Origin of the sequence: Candidatus Litorirhabdus singularis, from assembly GCF_026262625.1 — a bacterium.
GTDB classification, from domain to species: domain Bacteria; phylum Pseudomonadota; class Gammaproteobacteria; order Pseudomonadales; family Halieaceae; genus Litorirhabdus; species Litorirhabdus singularis.
On record NZ_SHNN01000001.1, the window covers coordinates 161,858 to 182,312 of the forward strand.

Here is a 20,455-nt window from a genome sequence, read left to right on the forward strand (position 1 = left end):
TTGCGCCCCTGAAAATCCATCCATGCCACAGGAGTAACCATGGACGCTACATCTGCTCTACTAATGACCCTAGGCGCCGCCATTTTACTCGGCAGCTGGGTGCTACTGCTGATCGAAAGCTCACGCGAAGATTTTACCTGGGGCTTGTGCACTTTATTACTGCCACCGCTTTCGTACGTGTATGCCCTGTTTCGTCTCGACAAGGCCGGCGAGTCAATCGCGCTGGCAGTGGTCGGTTCTGTGTTGGTGCTAGCCTCTTTCTGAGGCTACACCGGCGGTAACGCCACCTATAGCGCTTTTGTTAACGAAGTTTAATCTTTTTAAAAAACCCTCAAAAAATGCCATTAACTCATAGTAATCAATGGCTTAAGTATACCCCCCCATACTGAAAGGAGTCCTCCTTGGCGCTCCACTGCAACTGTCCTGCAGTGGGCACTGGCAATGTAGGAAACACCCAATATAATGGCCGCGCTCCATAGTTGAAGCATCCATTTTTGAGGCATTTTTTTCATGAAAACTTTATTTAAAGTTGTAACAACCAGCGTCTTGCTGGGTCTTTCCCTAAACGCGATGGCGGCCAAGCCAACCAGCATAGTCTTTGAGTCAAACGGCACAGGTGCTGATGGCAAAGAGTATTCCAACTATCAGGTTAAATGCTCCAACGGCAAGAACTACCCGCTAACTGCCTGGGACAACCGCAAGAAATGGTGTGTCGGTGACGAAACTTCTGAAGCCTGCGAGAAAAAGCAGATCAAGGCAGCTAAAAAGGCCTGTAAAGGAAAATAGCAGCGCGACACCCTGGGCGGCGGCCCGTTTCTGAGTCGCCGCTACCCCCGCCCCGCGCGCCGGAGTCATTCCAGATAGCGCTGCTGCAGAAACTCTCGACGCTCGCCATCGAGCAATAGATACTGGTCCAGATAATCGTCAACGCTGGTAAATTCAGCGGCGATGGCATCCAGTGCTGCCTGCAAATACTGCGGGTGCACCTCCAAAACTGGCAGCAGCGCCTCCGCCTCAATGTCCATACCGTACTTCTGCTGCAATCGAGCCACTTCTATGGCGGGGTCAAAGTACTTTGCCGTGAGCATATAGTCTTCAAGTACTGTTTCCTGAGGTACTCCCAAAGCCAGCAGAATCAGGGCAGCCGCAAACCCGGTACGATCTTTACCAGCGGCACAATGAAATAGCATCCTGACGTCATCCGCACCAAGCAACAATTCAAACATTTGACGATAGGCCTGACTTTGCATTAACGCAAAGTCGCGATTAATATCCCGCATGAAGTCGAACATCGCCTCACGATCAGCTTGCCAGTGAGAGGCTGCTTCGCTGAAAAAACTGGCGCTGCTGCCGGGCGAAATTGGCAGACTGACGACTTGTGGGCCTGGCTGCGGCAGCTGACTGGGATCATTGGCCTGTTCTTCTTCACGCCTGAAATCACACACCAGATCCAGCTGTAGAGCGGCCAGCTGACGCTGGTCATCCTGCTGCAGATCGCTCAACTGACCGGAGCGGAATAGATAACCCCACTTGACGCGGCGCCCGTCAGCCGCGGCGTAACCACCTAGATCACGAAAATTAGGGGTGCCCTGCAACGCGAGTCGACGCACGGGCTGCTCAGTGTCCATAGTCATAACAAAAATTGTCCAATATCGATGCTGCGTGATCCACTGATGGCGCTACTCTATCCCTGATTCAAGGGCCAGATGCGCGAGCTTGAGTATGAGTTCGAGCTGCTTATCCAGCGCCTCTGGGCTAAAAGGGTCTTCTCCCAGCAGATCGCGATACATAGGTGCCATTGTCACATAGGACATGACCATATTATTCAACGCCATAACGGCCCACGGCTGCAGCTCCTTGCCACCCAGTACCGAGACCACCTCGGTCGGCCGGTTAACATCAAACATAGGGCTGAATAATCGCTCTATCAGCTGATTGGTCTGAGGCCCACCCGAAAGTGCCGCGTGCTGCAGCAAGCGCGCCAAATTGGGGCGCTCATGATGCATTCGAACGATAGTCTCCAGCCAGTCAAAAATCCGCTGACGAGTGAGTACACCGCTATCGAGTTCAGCCAGCGGCGCACTAAAGACCTCTAGCAGCCGCTCCAGCACAGCGCTATATAGCGCCTCTTTATTGCGAAAGTGGTTATAGAGGCTGGGCGAACGAATGCCTACCGCATCGGCGACTTCACCAAGAGAGGTGGCCGCGTAGCCTTTTTCAGCAAACAGGTCCTCAGCGGCATCCAGTATTCGCTCGGCAGTGGTACGTGAATCTAGGTTAGCTAACTCTGACATCAGGGAATAATAACTAATAGTTGTTAGCCCCGCCAGCGGAGAATTTCTTTCCCTATACTTTTCAACAGCTTAGACAATATCGGGGCGATTTTAACCAAACATACATTGATACCGCGCGAGCAATAAGGCTGCCGCTGAAACCCTGGCGGGTATTATCCATGCCCCGCTACCGGGACTTTCGGCAGCCTCGCAGAGACTGCGCAACGGCGCTACCTGCCACCTTCGGTTGACAAGGTAGGTCTAAATGTGAATAATCGCGCCTCCTGAATTTTTGACTCTTACACACTGAGGTAATAACGTTGGCCAACTCACCGCAAGCCAAAAAACGCGCCCGCCAAGGCGAAAAACGTCGCAACCACAACGCAAGTCTGCGTTCACTGGTCCGCACCGTTATCAAGAAAGTGGTAGCTGCTATTGAATCTGGCGACGCAGAAGCCGCTGGCGCAGCTTACGCCGCTGCCGTGCCTGTCATCGATCGCATGGCTGACAAAGGCATCTTGCACAAGAACAAGGCCGCGCGCCATAAGAGCCGTCTCAACGCTCAGGTAAAAGCACTCTCAGCCTAAGGGTTGTCAGTACCGCAGCAAAAGCCGGCTTAGACGCCGGCTTTTTTGTGCCTGCGGATCAGGGGACCTACTGGCCCGGCCCGCTCAGTACCAGATTGTCCCGGTGCACCAGTTCCGGCTCACCTTGATAACCCAGTAGACTTTCGATTTGCTCAGAACCGTGACCCATGATGCGCCGCGCTTCTTCAGAGCCATAATTAACCAACCCTCTAGCCACCTCATTGCCCTGAGGATCCACGCACAGGACCACGTCGCCACGGGCAAAGCTACCTTCGACTGCGACCACGCCGACCGCCAACAGGCTCTTGCCGGACTCACAGAGCACTCGAACCGCACCCGCATCCAGAACCAGGCTGCCACTGCCACGCATCAAACCAGCCAACCATTGCTTGCGCGCTGCCAGCGGAGCTTTACCTGCACGCAGCCAGGTACCCTGCTCGCTGCCACTGGCAATCTGGGAGATCACACCGGCAACCCCTCCATGCACGATCACAGTGTCAGTACCGGAACGCGCTGCCAATCGAGCAGCCCTCACTTTGGTCAGCATGCCACCACGCCCCAGCACACCACCACCCCCCGCGACAGCTTCCAACTCCTGCTCATCTGCGTAAGCCTCGCTGATCAGTTTGGCATCAGGATTAGAGCGCGGATCGGCATCAAACAGGCCCTGCTGATCCGTCAGGATCAGCAGTACATCAGCATCAATTAAATTAGCGACCAGCGCGGCCAGGGTGTCGTTATCACCGAAGCGAATCTCGTCGGTAACCACGGTATCGTTCTCATTAACGACGGGCACCACACCAAGCTCAAGCAGCGTCGTCAGGGTACTGCGAGCGTTCAGGTACCGGTCCCTGGCAGATATATCGTCATGACCCAGCAATACCTGAGCCGTGTGCATACTGTATTGTTGAAAGGCCGACTCGTAGGTCTGTACCAGGCTCATTTGCCCCACCGCGGCGGCCGCCTGCAGCTCATGTAAGGCATGCGGGCGCTGGCTCCAGCCTAGTCGCACCATGCCTGCTGCTACCGCACCACTGGACACCAGCACCACCTCGCGCCCCTCCTGCCTGAGCGCGGCCAGTTGCGCCACCATGGCGGCAATCAGTTGCCGATCCAGGCCACGGCCAGCGTCCGTCAGCAGGGCACTGCCCACCTTGACCACCCAGCGTTTGGCCCCGGCAAACTCTGCTCGCGATGTCAGCTCAAGGGACATACTCTACTTCTACATCAAGTTCGTCATCGTCGTCATCAGCTTCATCATCGGCCTGTTCTTGCTCGCGCTCAGCGCGGCGAGTAAGACGCAACTCATCAATTCGATCGCGAGCCTCCTGCTGCATTCGGTTTTGGTGTTCCTGCTCTGCTGCTGCGGCCTCGGGATCGGCAATCTCAATCTCACGACGCTGTTCCAGATGCACCATCAGGTCCTGACAGAGCAGCTGGGTACCCTCCCCGCTGATCGCAGAAATTTCATATACCGGACCTTGCCAGTCCAGGGCGTCTATTACCTGCTGGCGCCGCTCAGCCAGAGTTTCCGCATCCAGCAAGTCTATCTTATTAAGAATTAACCAACGCTCGCGTTGCTCCAGAGCCGGGCTGAAGCGCTCCAGTTCGGCAACAATAGTTGCAGCCGCCTCGGCCGGTGAACTGCCGTCGACCGGCTCCATATCAACCAGATGCAACAAAACGCGATTACGCGTCAGGTGGCGCAGAAAGCGCACACCCAAACCTGCGCCCTCGGATGCGCCCTCGATAAGACCGGGGATATCGGCAACCACAAAACTGCGGTGAGCCTGCACCTTGACCACGCCTAAATTGGGAACCAACGTGGTAAAGGGGTAGTCGGCCACCTTGGGGCGGGCTGCAGATACGGCGCGAATAAAAGTAGATTTTCCGGCATTGGGCAAACCGAGCAGTCCAATGTCAGCGAGTACCTTAAGCTCCAGCTTCAGGGTTCGCTGCTCTCCCTCACTGCCTGGCGAGGTCTGACGTGGGGCGCGATTAGTGCTGGACTTGAAACGCGTATTGCCCAAACCGTGCCAGCCACCGCGGGCCACCATCAATTGCTGACCAGCCACCGATAAGTCACCCAGTATTTCATCACTGTCCAAATCCAGCACGGTGGTACCGATCGGCACTTTCAGAACCAGATCCTCCCCGCCCTGGCCGGTCATATTCTTGCCGCGGCCACCCTCGCCGTTTTCCGCCGGATAGTGTCGCTTGAAGCGATAGTCGACCATAGTGTTCATGGAATCATCGGCCTCCAACAGCACACTGCCGCCGTCACCGCCGTCACCGCCGTCGGGGCCGCCTTTGGCAATGTACTTTTCGCGGCGGAAGCTTAGGCAGCCATTGCCGCCTTTACCCGCCTGTACCGTGATTGTCGCTTCATCTACAAACTTCATGATTCACTTGTCCTTGCGGAACATATTACTCCAGTTTGACCTGCTGAGAGTATCAGGTGGCAATAACTGACAATAGTAACCGACAATATTAGCCGGCGCTGGTAAAGGCCCATAGCAGCTTGGCGCAGCCAAAAAAAAGCCCCGTCCGTGGACGAGGCCTTTTCAGAGTTCTGGCGCGAACCGGATCAGGCGCTAGTGACCTGCACAAACTTCCGATTGTTGGGGCCGCGGGTGATGAACTCTACTTTGCCTGGCGCTGTCGCAAACAAAGTATGGTCCTTACCACAACCGACATTGTCACCTGCGTGAAAGCGCGTACCGCGCTGCCGTACAATAATGTTGCCAGATTTCACGACTTCGCCACCGAAGCGCTTTACACCGAGGCGTTTAGCTTCTGAATCGCGACCGTTACGAGTACTACCACCTGCTTTCTTGTGAGCCATAACTTATCTCCTGTTAGCCGCTTATACCGGTAATCCGGACTTCCGTGTACCACTGGCGATGTCCCGCCTGCTTACGATAGTGCTTACGACGGTTGAATTTAATGATGGTTACTTTCTTGTGACGACCATGGGCGACCACCTCTGCGGTGACCTTGCCACCCTCGACAAGTGGCTTACCAATACGAATGTCTTCACCTTCGCCAACCAACAACACCTTGTCAAAATCTATGTTGTCGCCGGTTGCGGCTTCAATTTTTTCCAGCTTGAGCGTTTCACCCTCAATCACACGGTGCTGCTTACCACCGCTTTCTATAACTGCGTACATAGTCTAACTCCATCAAGTTCGCCCGCTCGCGACTGGTTTCAGACCCCTGACAAAGGCCAAGGGGGCAGAGCGTGGCACTCAAAAAAGACCCACTGCCAAAGCACAGTCGGGTCGAGGGCGGCGATTGTACTGAAATCACCCTTCGCAGGCAAGGTTTATTTCCCTACTTACAAGGACTTACGGGACTGCCGTCGAGCGCGCCCATTGACACCAACATGACCAACCCCTAGCATCCCTGACGCCTCCTTAAATACACTGAAGATGCCGTTAAAACGCCCAATATGTTAGATATCCGCCAACCTGTAATCGAAGAACTGGAGGCAGTCGACCGCCTCATCGTTGAGAATCTGCAATCCGACGTCGACCTGGTAGAAAATATCGGCCATTACATTGTCGACGCCGGAGGCAAACGACTACGCCCCCTGTTAGCGCTACTGGCCGCAAAGTGCGCGGGGCCGGTGCAGAATTCAATACCTGCCAGCGCCAATTCAACGGCAATGTTCGCGGCGGTGATAGAGTTTATTCACACCGCCACGCTACTCCACGATGACGTGGTAGATCTGTCCGCCCTGCGACGTGGCCGCCCTACCGCCAACGCCGAATTTGGCAACGCGTCCAGCGTATTGGTCGGCGACTTTCTCTATACCCGCGCATTTCAACTGTTGGTCGAACTCGGCGACATGGCCATCATGCGCGATATGGCCGCGACTACCAATACCATAGCCGCTGGCGAGGTACTGCAACTGGTGCGCGCGGGTGACCCGGATACCACCGAGGCACAGTATATGGAAGTGATTACGCGCAAGACCGCTATCTTGTTTGCCTCCGCCTGCTACGGCGCCGGCGTGATCACGCAGCAGTCCGAACCGGTTCTGGAGGCTCTTAAACAGTTTGGTCTCAACACCGGTATTGCGTTCCAGATTTTTGACGACGTATTGGACTATACCGGCGACCCCGCAGAAATGGGCAAGAACGTCGGCGATGATCTCAGTGAGGGTAAGCCCACACTGCCGCTAATACATGTCCTCACCACCGGCAACGAGACGCAGCGCAGGTTGGTACAGCATGCCATACGCGCCAAAACCAGTGAAAATATCGATGCCATTATGGTCGCTGTTAATGACTGTGGCGCCCTGGAGTACGCCGGCAAAGTTGCCGCTGACTACCAACAGTTGGCACTGGACGCTCTCCAGGTACTACCGCAAAACCCGAGCCGCGATGCGATGGCAGAAATTGCCCGCCTCGCCACCCGCCGCACCAGCTAACATTGCCTGCATTGCTAAACTGAGAGCGATAACTATGACAACAACTGATCTCCCCTGGCCCAGCAATACAGCACTGCGCGCACACGCCAAACGCCATGAACAGTTACAGGTCAGTGAGTTACTCAGCGCTGACCGGGGCCGACCCGCGGACTTTCATTGTCACGCCGCCGGGATAGATCTCGACTACTCGCGTCAGTTACTGGATGTACCCGCCCGTGAGGCCCTGATTGCGCTGGTGGCTGAGACGGACCTGGCCAGTGCCCGCGAGGCGATGTTCGAGGGCGCCAGTATTAACCACACTGAGCAACGCGCCGTGTTGCATACTCTGTTGCGCGCCCAGACTCCACCATCAGGGCTAACCACAGAATTTGCAGAGATACAGCAATGCCTGCAGGATCAACAAGCTTGGGTCGACGCGGTCAATAGCGGGCAGCACCGCGGCTTTGAAGACCAACCTATGACCGACATCGTCAACATTGGCATCGGCGGTTCGGACCTTGGTCCGCGCATGGTGGTACAGGCATTAACTCCCTACCACCAGCAGCTACAGGTGCACTTCTGCGCTAATATCGATCCTGCTGATCTTGACACCACGCTGAGCACATTGAATCCAGCGACCACGCTGTTCATCATTTGCTCCAAGACCTTTAGCACTGAAGAGACACTGCAGAATGCTGCCGCCGCTCGGCGCTGGCTACTGGCAGCTGCTCCCGACCCAAGCGCCGTGGCGCAACACTTTCTGGCAGTCAGCACCAATCTTGACGCGGTTGCGGAATTTGGCATTCCCGCCGACAACGTGCTGCCACTATGGAACTGGGTCGGCGGTCGCTATTCGCTGTGGTCTGCCGTTGGCTGGAGTATCGCCTTTGCTATTGGCAATGCCGGTTTCAAGCAGCTACTGGCTGGTGCCCAAGCCATGGATGAGCATTTTAGAAATACGCCTGCGGCCGACAACATGCCGATCATTATGAGCTTATTGGAGCTCTGGTCGGTCAATTATCAGGGTGGCAGTAATCAGGCAGTGATTCCATACGACCATCATTTGGGCCGACTTCCCGCATTCCTGCAGCAGCTGTCCATGGAAAGCAACGGCAAGCGTGTCACCAACGATGGCACAACAGTAGGCTACGCCACCGCGCCGGTGTTGTGGGGAGAAGAGGGTAGCAACGGACAACACTCGTTCCATCAGCTACTGCATCAAGGCACGCTCCTGTGCCCGGTAGATTTCATCCTGCCGCTGACCAGTCACAGTGACGACAAGGACCGTCATCGACGCCTGGTTGCACACTGCATAGCGCAGGGTCAGGCACTTACCCAGGGGCGTGACTTGCAGGCCTCGGAAGACTCACTAATACAACGGGGAACGCCACAAGATGAAGCCAAAGTACTGGCGCCGCATCTGGTAATACCAGGCAATCGGTCCTGCAGTACCTTGACCTGTCAGCAGTTGACACCCCACGCTTTGGGCGCACTGATCGCTTTGTATGAACACAAAACGTTTTGCAGCGGCCACCTATGGCAAATCAATGCTTTTGATCAATGGGGTGTAGAGCTCGGTAAGGAATTGAGCGCCAACGTGTCTGAGGCGATGCAGGGTGGCACTTCCTCAGGCGCGCTGGATACGGCGGCGCAGGCGCTATTAGAGCGCTGGCAACAGCCCTAGCTGGCCATCATCGCCAGCAACTCCTCGGTTTTCGCCTTCATCAACGCTTCGTCAGCGCGGGTTTCGACATTGAGGCGCACCACCGGTTCGGTGTTAGACATACGCAGATTAAAGCGCCACTCAGCGAAGGTCATGCTCAAACCGTCGGTATGATCGACGCTCTCGGCACTGTCCGCATAGTGGGCTTCGGCCTTTGCCAGCACACTGGCTGGATCGGCAATTTCACGATTAATTTCACCACTGCAGGGATACGCCTGCATACGCTCCTCCACCATCTGCGCCAGCGATTGGCCACGCTCACAAATGAGCCCCGCCACCAGTAGCCAGGGGATCATGCCACTATCGCAGAAAGCAAAATCGCGAAAATAGTGGTGCGCGCTCATCTCGCCACCATAGACAGCATTCTCTTTGCGCATACGCTCTTTGATAAACGCGTGCCCGGTCTTGCTTTGAATCGGGGTGCCGCCAAGGCCGCTGACAATGTCTTCTGTGTTCCAGGTCAACCGCGGGTCATGCACCACGCTGGCACCGGGATTGCGGCGCAAAAATGCTTCGGCCAGTAGACCCACCAGGTAATAACCTTCAATGAAATTACCCTGCGCATCGAAGAAAAAACAGCGATCAAAATCACCATCCCAGGCAATACCGAGATCGGCATTATGTTCTCGCACAGCCGCAATCGTCGGCGCCCGGTTTTCCTCTAATAGCGGGTTGGGAACGCCGTGAGGAAAGTTACCGTCAGGCTCATGATGGAGTTTGATAAACTCGAACGGCAGGCTTGCTTCGATTCTGTCTATAACATCACCGGCGCCGCCATTACCCGCATTAACGACTAACTTTAGCGGTCGCAATGCTGCCACATCGACGTAGGATAAAAGGTGATCTATGTAAGCCGCACCCGTATCCAGCGGCTGATAATCGCCACGCTCAAGCGCCGCACCAAAGTCATTAGCCTCTGCCAGCGCCTTAATGTCCAGCAAGCCACTGTCACCACTAATAGGCTCCGAGCCCGTGCGCACAAATTTCATGCCGTTGTAATCTTTGGGGTTGTGACTGGCAGTCACGACAATGCCGCCATCCATCTTGGCATGCGAAGTCGCGAAGTAGATTTCTTCAGTGCCACAGCGGCCAATATCAAAAACATCCACCCCCTCGTCGCGCAAGCCATTGACCAACGCCGCCTTAATTTCTTCACTGGTGAGCCGAATATCGTGACCTACCACGACATGACGCGGCTTGATCACCTGCGCAAAAGCGCGCCCAATACGGTAGGCCACATCTTCGTTGAGCTGGTCAGGAATGCGACCACGTACGTCATAGGCTTTGAAACAAGTAAGTTCCATTAAGATGGCTCCGAATAAATGTTTTCGTAGACGTAATTGGTGGCCTCCACAAAGCCGGGAACACTACCACAATCAAAACGCCGACCTTTGAATTTGTATGCCATAACGCAACCCGTCTTGGCCTGTTGCAGCAGCGCATCTGTAATTTGTACTTCGCCATTCTTGCCCGGAGGCGTGGCGCGAAGAATATCGAAGATGTCCGGGGTAAGAATATAACGACCAATAATAGCCAGATTCGAAGGCGCATCTTCAGGTTTTGGCTTCTCCACCATATCGTCGACACGATACAGGCCATCTTTGAGAGCCACACCAGCGATCACACCATATTTATGGGTCTCTTCCGGGGGCACTTCCTGAATCGCGACGATACTGCAACGAAACTGCTTATAGAGTGCGGTCATCTGCCGGAGCACACCATCGCCATCCTCGTTGAAGCACAAGTCATCTGATAGCACCACGCCAAATGGCTCATTGCCAATCAGCGGCTCTCCCGTCAGGATGGCGTGGCCAAGGCCTTTCATCTCGCGCTGCCGGACCATGGTGAACACACCCTCATCGAGCACGTCTCGAATACTGTCGAGATACGCTTCCTTGCCAGTACCAGCAATCTGATGTTCCAACTCATAGCTGATATCAAAGTGGTCCGTAATGGCGCGCTTACCGCGGCCAGTCACAAAGGAGATGGTATTCATGCCCGCTTCGATGGCCTCCTCAACCCCGTACTGAACCAGCGGCTTGTTGACCACCGGCAGCATTTCCTTGGGCATGCTCTTGGTCGCCGGCAGAAATCGGGTTCCATATCCCGCAACGGGAAAAAGGCATTTCTTTATCATCACTCAGTCCTTATTGGCAAAATTTTAGCAATTCGTTTAACCGTCGCTGCGGCCGTAAACATCTTCATAGCGCACAATATCGTCTTCGCCCAAATAGCTACCGGACTGCACTTCGATCAGCTCCAGCGGGATTCTTCCCGGGTTGGCGAGCCGGTGTTTGTGTCCCAGCGGAATATAGGTCGATTCATCTTCGGCAAGCACAAACACTTTGTCTTCGCAGGTAACTTCCGCGGTGCCGTTTACCACAATCCAGTGTTCGGCACGATGATGGTGCTTTTGCAAAGACAGCTTTTGACCGGGATCAACCACAATACGCTTGACCTGAAAGCGATCACTGCTAATCAGTGATTCATAGGAACCCCAGGGCCGAAACACGCGTGCATGCAGAGTCACCTCACTGCGCTTCTGGCTCCTCAAAGCAGTCACAAGATTTTTAACGTCTTGCACGTTATGTCGATTGGCGATCAGCACCGCATCGGTCGTATCAACCACGACCAGGTCATCAACCCCGGTGGCGGCCAGTAGCCGCGACTCGCTGCGCAAATAGTTGTTGTGGCAATTATCTATCAGCACGTCACCCTGTATCACGTTGCCATCAGCATCGCGCTCGCCAACCTCCCAAAGCGCGGACCAGGCACCGACATCGCTCCATCCACAGTCCAGCGCAATCACAGCGCCGCGGCTGGTCTTCTCCATAACCGCATAGTCAATAGAATCACTGGGACAGGCTGCAAAGGCGGCCTGATCCAGACGAACAAAGTCCAGATCATTGCCGGACAGCTCTAGCGCCGTACGACAGGCGCTGAGCATTTCAGGTGCAAATTGCTCAAGCTCATCAAGATAATCCTGCGCACCCAGCAAAAACATACCGCTGTTCCACAGGTACTCGCCACTCGCTAAATATGTCTGTGCAGTCTCGGCATCGGGTTTCTCCACAAACCGATCAATCGCAGATGCTCCGCCTGGCAGGCTCTCGCCTTTGCGAATATAGCCATATCCGGTTTCAGGCTCTGTAGGAACCACGCCAAAAGTCACAAGTTTGCCCGCGGCTGCAACCGGCAACGCCAGCTGTACCGCAGCCACAAAGGCCTCCACATCGGTGATCAGGTGATCAGCAGGCAGCACCAGCAACACTGCCTCCGGGTCTGACTGCAGCGCCTGCAACGCGGCAACGGCCACCGCTGGCGCCGTATTACGTCCCACCGGCTCCAGTACAATATCGGCATCGGCTGCACCCAGGCTGCGCAATTGCTCTGCAACAATAAAGCGATGCTCTTCATTGCAGACAACCACTGGCGCACTGGCCGACAAATCTGCCAACCGCTGAAGGGTGTCAACCAGCATCGAGTTATCACTCGCAAGCGGCAGAAACTGCTTGGGATAGGCTTCACGAGACACGGGCCATAATCGACTGCCAACGCCGCCCGACAGCAAAACTGGTTTGAGCATACATTTCCTTACTTCTGTAGAGAGCGCAGCTGACATACAATAGACGGAAGCTACCTCATAATGGGTCGCCAGAATAGCAAACTACCAGAACAGTTCACACTGGACATGCTTACTCCAGGCACTAGAATGTGACGCCTCTCACAACCTGATGGGATTATTAATGACTGCACAGAATTCATATAACAAAGACGAGTTGATTGCCTGCGGCCTGGGCGAACTGTTTGGCCCGGGTAATGCGCGCCTTCCCATCGATAATATGTTGATGATGGATCGTATCACCACCATCAACTCAGACGGCGGCGAAGCCGGCAAAGGCCAAATCATCGCAGAGCTGGACATCAATCCGGAGCTGTGGTTTTTTGACTGCCACTTTCGCGGCGACCCGGTCATGCCCGGTTGTCTGGGACTGGACGCCATGTGGCAAATTGTCGGTTTCTTCCTGGGCTGGCGTGGTAATCCTGGACGTGGACGCGCCCTGGGTTGCGGTGAGGTCAAGTTCACCGGTCAGATTCTTCCTACTGCCAAAAAGGTCGTTTACAACATCGAGATGAAAAGAGTGATCGAGCGCAAGCTGGTCATGGGCATCGGCGATGGCAGCGTCTCTGTCGACGGCAAAGAAATTTATACCGCTAAGGACCTGCGCGTAGGTCTGTTCCAGTCAACTGAAGGCTTCTGAGGTAACTAATATGACACGAAGAGTCGTGGTAACCGGTAGGGGCGTGGTTTCGTGCCTGGGAACAGATGTATCGAGTGTGCGCCAGTCGCTGTATGACGGAAAGTCAGGTATCAGCTTTCAACAGGACCAGGTCGATGCTGGAATGCGCAGCCATGTTGCCGGCTCAGTGGATATAGACCTGAGCGAGCATATCGATCGCAAGCAGTTGCGCTTTATGGGCCCTGCTGCTGCTTACGCCTATATTGCCATGGCGCAGGCGATTGCCGAGTCTGGCCTTGATGACGACGACATCTCCAACGTTCGTACTGGCATTATTGCCGGCTCTGGCGGCGGCTCTTCCGCCAACCAGGTAGAGGCCGCTGACATCATGCGTGAGCGCGGACTGCGTCGCGTCGGACCCTACCGGGTAACTCAGACCATGGGCAGCACGGTCTCTGCATGTCTGGCAACACCCTTCAAAATCAAAGGCGTGAATTACTCGATTTCATCCGCCTGTTCCACCAGTGCCCATTGCATCGGCGCCGGCATGGAGCAGATACAACTTGGCAAGCAGGACATCGTGTTCGCCGGCGGTGGTGAAGAGTGCCATTGGACCACCAGCTGCCTGTTTGACGCCATGGGCGCCTTATCCACACAGTACAACGACACCCCTGAACGGGCTTCTCGAGCTTACGACGCTGACCGCGATGGCTTTGTTATCGCCGGCGGCGGCGGCATGCTGGTACTCGAAGAGCTGGAGCATGCGCAGGCTCGAGGCGCCACAATCTATGCTGAATTAGTAGGTTATGCGGCCACCTCTGATGGCTACGACATGGTATCCCCTTCTGGCGAAGGCGCGATGCGCTGCATGCAGCAGGCCATGTCCACTGTCGACGGCGCTATCGATTACATCAATGCTCACGGCACCAGCACGCCGGCCGGGGATATGCAGGAACTTAAAGCAGTGAAAGAAGCCTTCGCTGGCGGCACCGTGCCACTGGTAGGTTCAACCAAGTCTCTCTCCGGACACTCACTGGGCGCAGCGGGAGTTCAAGAGGCAATCTACTCACTGCTGATGATGGAAGGTGATTTCGTCGCGGCTTCAGCCAATATCGACAACCTGGACCCTGAAGCTGACGGCATGCCCATTGCCATCGAACGTAAGGACAATGCCAACTTACAGCGCGTTATGTCGAACAGCTTTGGCTTCGGCGGCACCAACGCCTCGCTGGTATTTCAGCGCTTTAGCTGATCGAGTAACAAAACGGTCACCGGATCACCCTGCTGCAAGGTTGTGTCCTCGGGGATAACCGCCAGCGCATTAGCCCAGCTGGCGGAACTCAACACACCCGAACTCTGGTTCGGGTGTCGGGTCGCTACCAGTTGCCCGTCACGCACTTCTACTCTGACCCGCAGATACTCGCGTCGCCCCCCTGCGCGCCCAATGGCAAAGTCGGCCTGAGCCTGCAAAGGCAGCGGCGCTTCAACCTGCGCACCCTGCCTGGCCTGCAACCAGGGCTTGACCACTAGCATGAAGGTGACAAAAACAGCCGCCGGATTGCCCGGTAAGCCAAAAAAGGCGCTGCCTCCAATGCGACCATAAGCCAGCGGCTTACCCGGCTTGATGCGCAACTTCCACAGCTCCAGTTTACCCAGTCGCTCCACTTGCTTGCGCACATGATCTTCTTCACCGACTGAAACCCCGCCGGTGGTGATAACACAATCCGCTAAAGAGCTGGCTTGCTCCAGTGCGGCCGCCGTTGCCTCAGGTGTATCTGCGACAATGCCCTGATCCACAACCACAAAGCCCAGTTGCTCCAGCAAGCCGCGCAGCGTAAAACGATTACTGTTGTAGATCTGGCCTGAACGCAACTCCGCAGCACCCGGATTCACCAGCTCATCACCGGTCGATAAAATTGCTACTCGTAGCTGTCGCCGCACCGCTACCTGAGCACATCCGACTGACGCCAGAACGCCCAGATCTTCGGGGCCCAACAGCCGTCCCGCGGGCAGCACGCCGGCACCCTCGGGTATGTCCTGTCCCCGCGGCCGCACATTCTCACCGGCAGTCACCGCTTGCAGCACCTGCAGGGTGTCACCCTCGACCGCGCAATTTTCCTGCATGGCCACACAGTCGGCACCGGGCGGCATTGGCGCGCCGGTAAATATGCGCGCTGCACAACCAGGGCTCACTAAGGAACCGACCGAACCTGCCGGGATACGCTGAGTCACTTGCAGCGGCGCAGCGCAGTCAACGCTGCGCAAGGCATAACCATCCATCGCGCTGTTGTCATCCAGAGGCACCGCTACCGCAGCATCAACAGATTCTGCCAGCACTCGTCCCCGCGCGTGCTCCAACGCCAACTGCTCGACTTCGGCAACCGGGACTGTGCCCTCCAGTAATAACGCCAGAGCATCTTCTAGTGAGGTCAAACCAGACATAGGCTATCAGGATTCGCGTTGCTGGCGGGTGCGCAGCACACCGACAAAATTACAGGGACGGTGAGTGCTGTCCAACTGGTCCCGGAGAATCCCGTCCCACGCCGTGCGGCAAGCGCCGGTCGAACCCGGAATGCAAAAGATAACCGTGTTATTGGCCAGCCCACCGACGGCGCGGGACTGCACCGTGGATGATGCAATTTCCTGCCACGACAGCATGCGGAAAATTTCGCCGTAGCCATCGATACGCTTATCGAACAAGGGCTCAACCGCCTCAGGCGTGCTGTCGCGACCGGAGAAGCCGGTACCACCGGTTACCAGCACCGCATCCACGCCGGCATCGGCGATCCATCGCGAAATAACCGCACGAATCTGATAAATATCATCTTTGACGATCTGCTTGTCCGCCAATACATGCGTAGCCTCCTGCAGTGACTCAACCAGATACCCCCCGGAGGTGTCGTCGGCTTCAGTGCGGGTATCAGATACGGTCAACACCGCGATATGCAGTGGCTGCGCCACCGTGTCAGTTGCCTTTGCCAAGTGTCTGCTCCTCTGAATCCTTAGTGGCGAAATACTCTCCAACGTGTGCCGCTACATTAGCTCGCCAAGGTTGCTGCTTGATCGCGAAAGTGTTGCGAATATGATTACAATCGAGCTCACGCAAGCACGGCTGTTCCGGCTCACTCAGCTCTTGTATCTGGCCTGAATCCAGACCCCTGTATTGCGACGCTGCCGCCAGCAACACTTCAGCAAACTCAAAGCAATTAGTCACATCAGGGCTGCAGTAGTGATACACGCCCCAAGGCTGCATGCCGCAGCTGAGCTGATCAATGATTCCAGAAATAACCCGGGTAGCGTCTTCCACCGGAATCGGGCAGCCTTGATACTCCCGGCTGAGGCTGAGCACCGCACCCTCGTCCAATTGTCGCAAAAAATGAGTCGTCACATTAATGCCATAGGGAGCGAACACCGGACCCAGACGCAGGATTACGTGCTCCTCGCAGTTATCGCGAACTTCCTGCTCGGCCTCAACCAGGAACTCGGCGATAGTCGAGTGTCCATCGGGGTGGTCAGCTTCCCGGTAGGGACGCTGGGCACTGCCAGAAAACACCCGGGCGCAGGACAAATGCATAAAAGGTGCCTTAAGGCCTCGACTCGCAGACGCCAGCCAGCGCGTGCGGTCGATATCGATTTCATGAACCTTGATACCGCCATCTGCTGCAGATTGCAGCCTGCAATCTATCGCCATATCGCAGGCACTGCGGCGCAGCACTTTTTTGGCCTGACGCTCACTTTTCCAGCGGCAATCGGCTTTCAGCAAGCCTACAAACTGACGCTCGCGGGCTGTAAAAAATTCCTTCAGGCCGCGGCCGATGGGGGTATCGACCCCAATGATGAGAACTCGCATTAGCCCATAATCCTATGGGCGCCAGACACTATTGCGAATTTCCCGCGAGCACACTTAAAACGGAATATCGTCGTCAAATTCGGCGAAGTTTTCCGCGGGTGCGGGTGCCGCCTGCATTGGCGCAGACTGGGGGGCGGATTGAGGAGCGGATTGGGGAGCACCCTGCGCTGGCGGCTGTTGCTGCCCGCCGCGATTCTGCTGCGGGGCCTGACCTTGCTGGGGTGCCTGCGAATAGCCACCGTCATCGGGGTATCCGCCGCCCTGCCCCTGACCACCGGCGCGACTATCCAGCATTTGCAGCTCTGCGGCTACAATTTCGGTGCTGTACTTGTCCTGGCCAGACTGATCCTGCCACTTACGGGTACGCAGCGAGCCCTCGACATAGACCTTGGAGCCCTTTTTCAGATACTCACCAGCGATCTCAGCCAAGCGGTTGAAGAACACCACCCGATGCCATTCGGTACGCTCCTGCTGCTGGCCGGTCTGTTTGTCCTTCCAGCTCTCAGAAGTGGCAATGGATATGTTGGTTACCGCGCCCCCGGAAGGCATATAACGGGTTTCGGGATCATTGCCAAGATTGCCCACCAGTATGACTTTATTGATTCCACGCGCCATGCGCTTATCCTCTCTCGTGTTAGCAGAAAACTATAGCAACCCCGCACTGCAAATGCGACATCTGGAACGACTAATGTGCCAGCAAAGTCCGTACACCTCGGCACCCCAAACGCCTTCGGGAATAAGATTTCGGTTCCTGCAGGCGCGCAGCCCAATATCTGCGCACTAACCACCAGCCCTACAAAATTGGCAATCGGCACGCCGAATTTCTTGCGCCAGTCGGCTACTCTGATAATAGTCGCTGCGGGTTGTAAAGCCGCCAGTAGACGGTTCAAGCAATAGAATTTTCCCCGGATGGGACGCTGCTGCCCGGGTATACCAGATGGCCTCAAATTGGGTACGGGTCAACAGCCGATTACCCCAGGACGGATCAGCCAGCCAGACCGCACCGTTAGCATCGATTCCACGCAGCACCGAAAAGTGATCCTGGCCACGCACACTCAGGTAGAGCAGCACTGGACGCGCCAACTGCTGCAATTGGGCAAAGCTCAGCGCGTAGCCGGCAGCCTGCAGTCCATAGTCGACGCGCACCAGAGTCGCCAGATCTGCGAACGAGGTGCGCCCCTGATGCAGCGGCAGGCGCTGCAACAACGCCTGCTCGGAGGTTTCAATACCGAAGTAGCCTTGCAGCAACGTTGCCAAAGATGCGGCGCCACAGGAGTAATCAAAATCCTGCTTATGGACACCGCGATCGCGCAGAGAGCGCCAATCCTGCAGCGGTAATGAACCCCGAATCGCACCCTGCCCGTCCAGCCAGGCCATGCCCTGAGCAGGCGCGAGTATAGCCAACAAAAAGCCCCAAATAAACCGCTTCACGTGCGCCACCAGCGCCAAGCATCAGGGCCCAGCAGGTTAATATTGAACAGAACCAGCAGTAAGATCAGGCTGGCGCTGCCAACCAACAGGGCGATGACGCGCTGGAACCAATAAGCCCCCACAACGCAACTGCGCCGCACCCGAGTCAACGCCAACCACCAGAGCCCGGTCCACAGCAGCCACAGATGACTCAACGTAACAGCCAGCTGCAACGGCAGAGGCTGCGATGCCTGCAACTGCCAGAATAGCGCTGCCAAACCCCCATCTTGCACAGCCGCATAGGCCGGCCAGGCCAGCAGTAACCCGATACCAGCCGGACACAGCCAGCACTGAAGGTGATTGAGCCCGCAGGACAACAGCAGCAATACCAGTAGGCCGGTGCCACATAGGCCAACTGCAACCACAAGACTATTACGCAGCAACATAGGCTGCTGCCACCAGACCATCCGGGTCAGCACATTGGAACCGTAGACAGTCATAACCGGCTCGCCAGCATGGCGGGAAAACATTTCCCGGTAGGCATAGGGACCTTCGGCCAAGTAGACACCGGGTGCTACCTCGGTGGCGGGCCGGCCGTTACTAACATACTGCCCTGCCACAGAGCGCACCTGAATCTGCTGCGGTGGACGCACCAGATCGAATAATGCCTCTGGCGACCGCAGCGCGCGCTTTTGAGTTATATAGTCACCCTCCGGTACTAGCGTGTGGGGCAAACTCACGACTCTCGGAAAGTGATAGGGAGCAACCCATTCACGGACAAATCGAGCCAACAAACCCGGAGCACTCAGTAGCTGCGGCGACGCCTGCTGCGCACCTTCAACGCCGGCCCTGCTACCAGCAACTACCGCAAACATGGCCAAATCATGCTGCGGAGCCAACAGCAAGTGCGCGTTGAAGCCGGCTGTCGCGCCGTTGTGCATATACAGACTAATGGTGGGCGTCTGTTGGGCGATATCAAAGAGAATCCCATAGCCGTTGGCCGCGGGGTGGTTACGAAATCGCAGTTGCAGCAGTTGCTCAACCGCGGCAGAACTGAGTACGCGTGTACCGTCCAATTCCCCACCGCGCAGCAACATGCGCATGAAGCGACCCATATCTGCGGCGCTGGACACCGCTCCCATAGAGAGCGCCATGAACGGGCTATAGGCCCTCAACGGCTGTGCCAATAAACCCCCACCTCCCACCAACAGATAGTAACTGTGGGCCAGCTCCACGCTCGGCCCTGAGCCCTGCAGACGCGTCGACTGCATTCCAAGTGGGGTAAACAATTGAGTCCTCAGATAGTCTCCCAGGGACAGTCCGCTGACCTGCTCAACCAACAAGCCAAGCAGGGCACCACCTGTATTAGAGTACACCGCCCATTGCCCCGCAGGCCGCACATAAGGCGGTAGCAGAGGTAAGACATCAGCCGCACCAAGCTGGCGCCCGCCAGCCAAACTTTTCTCGCGGGTGTACAACCCGTACTGCCAGTAATCGAATCCCGCGGTGTGAGTAACCAGATGTTCGATGGTGACCTCCCGCCCCGCGTTGGGTGACAGTTGGATGTCATGCAAGTAGCGATTGACCGGGTCCTGCAAAGATTCGATCTGCCCGCTTGCCAACAACTGCGCCAGAGCCACAGCCGTAAACAATTTGGTGATCGAGCTGATGCGATAAGCCGAAGTCGCTGCCTGCGCAGGCGCCCCCGTCACAGGATCGGCAAAGCCGACAGCTCGCTGCGATAAGACAGTGTCCGCACTAACGATAGTGGCAGCGGCAGACACCGACGGGCCTGCCGCCGGCCCGCCCAGCTGCTGCCGTAACCATTCATCATAGTTGGCGGCTGCGGTAACCGATGGAGACCAATACAGTAGCAGGGGCAGCGCTATACACAGCAGTTCGCAACAGCGCCGGGCGGCTGACTGCCCGGCACTTGCAGACGTCATAGAGCGCATAG

The 20,455-nt window shown here is 56.2% G+C and carries 22 protein-coding genes; 7 read left to right on the forward strand and 15 right to left on the reverse strand.

Annotated elements, in window-relative coordinates; genetic code table 11:
* Window positions 1-39: 39 nt before the first annotated feature.
* Complete coding sequence (locus tag EYC98_RS00720; RefSeq protein WP_279243383.1) at window positions 40-264, forward strand: hypothetical protein; 225 nt, start codon at window positions 40-42, stop codon at window positions 262-264.
* A 246-nt stretch (window positions 265-510) separates the two neighbouring features.
* The gene (locus tag EYC98_RS00725) at window positions 511-786 is read left to right on the forward strand and encodes a hypothetical protein (protein WP_279243384.1); all 276 of its coding nucleotides are present in this window, start codon (window positions 511-513) and stop codon (window positions 784-786) included.
* 65 nt (window positions 787-851) lie between these two features.
* On the opposite strand, the gene EYC98_RS00730 is transcribed toward EYC98_RS00725, so the two are convergent.
* Window positions 852-1,634 carry a tyrosine-protein phosphatase gene (locus tag EYC98_RS00730; RefSeq protein WP_279243385.1) on the reverse strand — a complete coding sequence of 261 codons (783 nt, stop codon included), beginning with the start codon at window positions 1,632-1,634 and terminating at the stop codon, window positions 852-854.
* 45 nt (window positions 1,635-1,679) lie between these two features.
* Window positions 1,680-2,294 carry a TetR/AcrR family transcriptional regulator gene (locus EYC98_RS00735; protein ID WP_279243386.1) on the reverse strand — a complete coding sequence of 205 codons (615 nt, stop codon included), beginning with the start codon at window positions 2,292-2,294 and terminating at the stop codon, window positions 1,680-1,682.
* A 299-nt stretch (window positions 2,295-2,593) separates the two neighbouring features.
* Between EYC98_RS00735 and rpsT the strand changes: the two genes are divergently transcribed.
* On the forward strand, window positions 2,594-2,860 hold the full coding sequence (gene rpsT / locus EYC98_RS00740) for a 30S ribosomal protein S20 (protein WP_279243387.1): 267 nt from the start codon (window positions 2,594-2,596) through the stop codon (window positions 2,858-2,860).
* Between the two features lie 67 nt (window positions 2,861-2,927).
* Here the strand turns inward: rpsT and proB are convergent, their stop codons facing one another.
* From proB to rplU, 4 genes are all read right to left on the reverse strand, one after another.
* Complete coding sequence (gene proB, locus EYC98_RS00745) at window positions 2,928-4,073, reverse strand: glutamate 5-kinase (RefSeq protein WP_279243388.1); 1,146 nt, start codon at window positions 4,071-4,073, stop codon at window positions 2,928-2,930.
* Window positions 4,063-5,262 carry an Obg family GTPase CgtA gene (gene cgtA, locus EYC98_RS00750; protein WP_279243389.1) on the reverse strand — a complete coding sequence of 400 codons (1,200 nt, stop codon included), beginning with the start codon at window positions 5,260-5,262 and terminating at the stop codon, window positions 4,063-4,065. Before cgtA ends, proB begins: the two co-directional genes overlap by 11 nt.
* 185 nt (window positions 5,263-5,447) lie before the next feature.
* The gene (gene rpmA, locus EYC98_RS00755) at window positions 5,448-5,705 is read right to left on the reverse strand and encodes a 50S ribosomal protein L27 (RefSeq protein WP_279243390.1); all 258 of its coding nucleotides are present in this window, start codon (window positions 5,703-5,705) and stop codon (window positions 5,448-5,450) included.
* A gap of 13 nt (window positions 5,706-5,718) precedes the next feature.
* Window positions 5,719-6,030, reverse strand: a complete 312-nt coding sequence (gene rplU, locus EYC98_RS00760) for a 50S ribosomal protein L21 (protein WP_279243391.1) — start codon at window positions 6,028-6,030, stop codon at window positions 5,719-5,721.
* A gap of 281 nt (window positions 6,031-6,311) precedes the next feature.
* Between rplU and EYC98_RS00765 the strand changes: the two genes are divergently transcribed.
* Window positions 6,312-7,295 carry a polyprenyl synthetase family protein gene (locus EYC98_RS00765; RefSeq protein ID WP_279243392.1) on the forward strand — a complete coding sequence of 328 codons (984 nt, stop codon included), beginning with the start codon at window positions 6,312-6,314 and terminating at the stop codon, window positions 7,293-7,295.
* Between the two features lie 34 nt (window positions 7,296-7,329).
* Window positions 7,330-8,958, forward strand: a complete 1,629-nt coding sequence (gene pgi / locus EYC98_RS00770) for a glucose-6-phosphate isomerase (protein ID WP_279243393.1) — start codon at window positions 7,330-7,332, stop codon at window positions 8,956-8,958.
* Here pgi and EYC98_RS00775 read toward each other — a convergent pair.
* The 3 genes from EYC98_RS00775 to EYC98_RS00785 are packed head-to-tail and all read right to left on the reverse strand — an operon-like array spanning window position 8,955 to window position 12,583.
* Window positions 8,955-10,301, reverse strand: coding sequence for a phosphohexomutase domain-containing protein (locus EYC98_RS00775; protein WP_279243394.1), 1,347 nt, complete (start codon window positions 10,299-10,301; stop codon window positions 8,955-8,957). The two genes, pgi and EYC98_RS00775, sit on opposite strands and share 4 nt — an antisense overlap.
* Window positions 10,301-11,134: a UTP--glucose-1-phosphate uridylyltransferase GalU gene (gene galU, locus EYC98_RS00780; RefSeq protein WP_279243395.1), complete on the reverse strand. Its 834-nt coding sequence runs from the start codon at window positions 11,132-11,134 to the stop codon at window positions 10,301-10,303. The genes EYC98_RS00775 and galU overlap by 1 nt, the downstream gene beginning before the upstream one ends.
* 36 nt (window positions 11,135-11,170) lie before the next feature.
* Entirely contained in the window at window positions 11,171-12,583 is a 1,413-nt protein-coding gene (locus tag EYC98_RS00785) for a mannose-1-phosphate guanylyltransferase/mannose-6-phosphate isomerase (RefSeq protein WP_279243396.1), read from the reverse strand.
* Between the two features lie 160 nt (window positions 12,584-12,743).
* Between EYC98_RS00785 and fabA the strand changes: the two genes are divergently transcribed.
* A complete protein-coding gene (gene fabA / locus EYC98_RS00790; RefSeq protein ID WP_279243397.1) occupies window positions 12,744-13,259 on the forward strand; it encodes a 3-hydroxyacyl-[acyl-carrier-protein] dehydratase FabA in 516 nt (171 codons plus the stop codon).
* A gap of 10 nt (window positions 13,260-13,269) precedes the next feature.
* On the forward strand, window positions 13,270-14,490 hold the full coding sequence (gene fabB, locus EYC98_RS00795) for a beta-ketoacyl-ACP synthase I (RefSeq protein WP_279243398.1): 1,221 nt from the start codon (window positions 13,270-13,272) through the stop codon (window positions 14,488-14,490).
* On the opposite strand, the gene EYC98_RS00800 is transcribed toward fabB, so the two are convergent.
* The 6 genes from EYC98_RS00800 to EYC98_RS00825 all read right to left on the reverse strand — a co-directional run bounded on the left by EYC98_RS00800 (window position 14,475) and on the right by EYC98_RS00825 (window position 20,453).
* Window positions 14,475-15,680 carry a molybdopterin molybdotransferase MoeA gene (locus tag EYC98_RS00800; RefSeq protein ID WP_279243399.1) on the reverse strand — a complete coding sequence of 402 codons (1,206 nt, stop codon included), beginning with the start codon at window positions 15,678-15,680 and terminating at the stop codon, window positions 14,475-14,477. The genes fabB and EYC98_RS00800 overlap by 16 nt on opposite strands.
* Before the next feature lie 6 nt (window positions 15,681-15,686).
* The gene (gene moaB / locus EYC98_RS00805; protein ID WP_279243400.1) at window positions 15,687-16,220 is read right to left on the reverse strand and encodes a molybdenum cofactor biosynthesis protein B; all 534 of its coding nucleotides are present in this window, start codon (window positions 16,218-16,220) and stop codon (window positions 15,687-15,689) included.
* Entirely contained in the window at window positions 16,204-17,088 is an 885-nt protein-coding gene (locus EYC98_RS00810; RefSeq protein ID WP_279243401.1) for a sugar nucleotide-binding protein, read from the reverse strand. Before EYC98_RS00810 ends, moaB begins: the two co-directional genes overlap by 17 nt.
* Window positions 17,089-17,142: 54 nt before the next feature.
* A complete protein-coding gene (gene ssb / locus EYC98_RS00815; protein WP_279243402.1) occupies window positions 17,143-17,703 on the reverse strand; it encodes a single-stranded DNA-binding protein in 561 nt (186 codons plus the stop codon).
* 165 nt (window positions 17,704-17,868) lie between these two features.
* Window positions 17,869-18,519, reverse strand: coding sequence for a C39 family peptidase (locus EYC98_RS00820; RefSeq protein WP_279243403.1), 651 nt, complete (start codon window positions 18,517-18,519; stop codon window positions 17,869-17,871).
* The gene (locus EYC98_RS00825; RefSeq protein WP_279243404.1) at window positions 18,516-20,453 is read right to left on the reverse strand and encodes a serine hydrolase domain-containing protein; all 1,938 of its coding nucleotides are present in this window, start codon (window positions 20,451-20,453) and stop codon (window positions 18,516-18,518) included. Before EYC98_RS00825 ends, EYC98_RS00820 begins: the two co-directional genes overlap by 4 nt.
* Window positions 20,454-20,455: the final 2 nt, after the last annotated feature.

What these genes read in the sequence shown, in the direction of transcription:
- EYC98_RS00785 (WP_279243396.1), bottom strand. Translation starts at nt 12,583, where the DNA reads ATGCTCAAACCAGTTTTGCTGTCGGGCGGCGTTGGCAGTCGATTATGG.
- cgtA (WP_279243389.1), bottom strand. Translation starts at nt 5,262, where the DNA reads ATGAAGTTTGTAGATGAAGCGACAATCACGGTACAGGCGGGTAAAGGC.
- rplU (WP_279243391.1), bottom strand. Translation starts at nt 6,030, where the DNA reads ATGTACGCAGTTATAGAAAGCGGTGGTAAGCAGCACCGTGTGATTGAG.
- EYC98_RS00720 (WP_279243383.1), top strand. Translation starts at nt 40, where the DNA reads ATGGACGCTACATCTGCTCTACTAATGACCCTAGGCGCCGCCATTTTA.
- EYC98_RS00725 (WP_279243384.1), top strand. Translation starts at nt 511, where the DNA reads ATGAAAACTTTATTTAAAGTTGTAACAACCAGCGTCTTGCTGGGTCTT.
- galU (WP_279243395.1), bottom strand. Translation starts at nt 11,134, where the DNA reads ATGATAAAGAAATGCCTTTTTCCCGTTGCGGGATATGGAACCCGATTT.
- EYC98_RS00800 (WP_279243399.1), bottom strand. Translation starts at nt 15,680, where the DNA reads ATGTCTGGTTTGACCTCACTAGAAGATGCTCTGGCGTTATTACTGGAG.
- pgi (WP_279243393.1), top strand. Translation starts at nt 7,330, where the DNA reads ATGACAACAACTGATCTCCCCTGGCCCAGCAATACAGCACTGCGCGCA.
- EYC98_RS00810 (WP_279243401.1), bottom strand. Translation starts at nt 17,088, where the DNA reads ATGCGAGTTCTCATCATTGGGGTCGATACCCCCATCGGCCGCGGCCTG.
- rpmA (WP_279243390.1), bottom strand. Translation starts at nt 5,705, where the DNA reads ATGGCTCACAAGAAAGCAGGTGGTAGTACTCGTAACGGTCGCGATTCA.
- EYC98_RS00825 (WP_279243404.1), bottom strand. Translation starts at nt 20,453, where the DNA reads ATGCGCTCTATGACGTCTGCAAGTGCCGGGCAGTCAGCCGCCCGGCGC.
- EYC98_RS00765 (WP_279243392.1), top strand. Translation starts at nt 6,312, where the DNA reads ATGTTAGATATCCGCCAACCTGTAATCGAAGAACTGGAGGCAGTCGAC.
- proB (WP_279243388.1), bottom strand. Translation starts at nt 4,073, where the DNA reads ATGTCCCTTGAGCTGACATCGCGAGCAGAGTTTGCCGGGGCCAAACGC.
- EYC98_RS00775 (WP_279243394.1), bottom strand. Translation starts at nt 10,301, where the DNA reads ATGGAACTTACTTGTTTCAAAGCCTATGACGTACGTGGTCGCATTCCT.
- fabB (WP_279243398.1), top strand. Translation starts at nt 13,270, where the DNA reads ATGACACGAAGAGTCGTGGTAACCGGTAGGGGCGTGGTTTCGTGCCTG.
- EYC98_RS00735 (WP_279243386.1), bottom strand. Translation starts at nt 2,294, where the DNA reads ATGTCAGAGTTAGCTAACCTAGATTCACGTACCACTGCCGAGCGAATA.
- ssb (WP_279243402.1), bottom strand. Translation starts at nt 17,703, where the DNA reads ATGGCGCGTGGAATCAATAAAGTCATACTGGTGGGCAATCTTGGCAAT.
- EYC98_RS00730 (WP_279243385.1), bottom strand. Translation starts at nt 1,634, where the DNA reads ATGACTATGGACACTGAGCAGCCCGTGCGTCGACTCGCGTTGCAGGGC.
- fabA (WP_279243397.1), top strand. Translation starts at nt 12,744, where the DNA reads ATGACTGCACAGAATTCATATAACAAAGACGAGTTGATTGCCTGCGGC.